Genomic DNA, 1,240 nt, shown 5'->3' on the forward strand with positions numbered 1-1,240 from the left:
TTGGGAACCGCCCTGTGCGGAGCCGCATGCAGGGTGGTGTGGGGGCTGGAGGCTAGATACCTCCGGCTACCCGATTATGGTTTGACTAGCCATTTGTACATGACTAACGCGTTTACATAGCCTAATGATGGGTGATTAAAAGCCTTTGGAAGCTGCCCAACAGTCTCAAACCCGAGCTTAGTCCATAAACGAATTGCACCTTCATTGCTTGAAGCCACAAAGTTAAATTGCATAGCTTTATACCCTAGCTCTGTAGCTACTCTCTGGGAATGCTCACACATTGTGGTAGCTAGCCCTCTGCCTCTGGCTGCAGTGGAAACCATATAACCGCAATTACAGACGTGATTTCCAGGCCCAGCCTGATTTGTCTTCAGATAATAAGTGCCTAGAGTTAACCCTTCTTCTTCGAAGACAAAAACCTTTCTTGGTGATTCCAACCAAATTCTCTCTGCCTGCTCCTTGGTAGTTTCTGGATCGTAGGCATACGTTTCTCCAGCAGACACTATTTCACTGAAAATTGGCCAGATGCTTTCCCAATCTGCTTTAGTCGCTTCTCTAATGTTCATAGCTCGATATCTCTAGAAAAACATAACGCCGCAAATAAACGGCAAAAAATAGTTGGCTACAATTTGTGAGGCACGAACAAAGCCAACTGTTTTTTGTCCGCCTTTTTTAATTTGCCTTGTTATACAGCAATTAACGCCGATTTTTCAATCGTTTAATTAAAAACCAGACAGTTACAAAAATAATACCAGCAAGAACCGAATACAAAGGCATTTCAAAAAACAACATATTCATCGTACGCTGGCCGTCATGTTCAGTTTTTGATGCCCAGTACAGACCGATAAAACAAAGAACTAACCAAGGTCCTGTTGAAACGAATAAGCGCAAGACGAAATGGCCAAGTGCAAACTTGAATTGAAACCAAATAGCAACTGCAGGGATTACTAAAAGTCCACCAAACCAAAACAAAAAACCACCAAACCCAAAATGGTAAGCGCATAAAATCGCTATCGATGAAACGGCTAGATTGATGCTATTTTGCCTGAATATTTCGCTCATAGTTCCTTGCTGTATAACGCCCCCATAAGGGGCAAAAAATTGTTGGTTATAATGTTTGAGGCACGAAAAACAACCAACTGTTTTTTGTCCTGCTTGATGGGCTTGTGTACGCCCAGCATGGGCATGAACTAATGAGGTGAAAGTCCTCTGTAGGAAGGTCACCGTTTATTAACATGCT

2 protein-coding genes are annotated in these 1,240 nt (G+C 42.8%); both read right to left on the bottom strand.

Translation table 11 applies throughout. The features are described 5' to 3' along the window. Positions 1-74: 74 nt before the first annotated feature. Positions 75-566, bottom strand: coding sequence for a GNAT family N-acetyltransferase (locus tag Q4557_RS19725; protein WP_102519883.1), 492 nt, complete (start codon positions 564-566; stop codon positions 75-77). Between the two features lie 130 nt (positions 567-696). Further along, positions 697-1,062 (bottom strand): hypothetical protein, encoded by a 366-nt coding sequence (locus Q4557_RS19730; protein ID WP_303415033.1) that lies wholly within the window; start codon positions 1,060-1,062, stop codon positions 697-699. Positions 1,063-1,240: the final 178 nt, after the last annotated feature.

This window comes from Shewanella sp. 5_MG-2023, assembly GCF_030547465.1.
GTDB lineage: Bacteria > Pseudomonadota > Gammaproteobacteria > Enterobacterales > Shewanellaceae > Shewanella.

Coding starts and splice junctions, on each gene's coding strand:
- Q4557_RS19725 (WP_102519883.1), bottom strand. CDS start 566: ATGAACATTAGAGAAGCGACTAAAGCAGATTGGGAAAGCATCTGGCCA.
- Q4557_RS19730 (WP_303415033.1), bottom strand. CDS start 1,062: ATGAGCGAAATATTCAGGCAAAATAGCATCAATCTAGCCGTTTCATCG.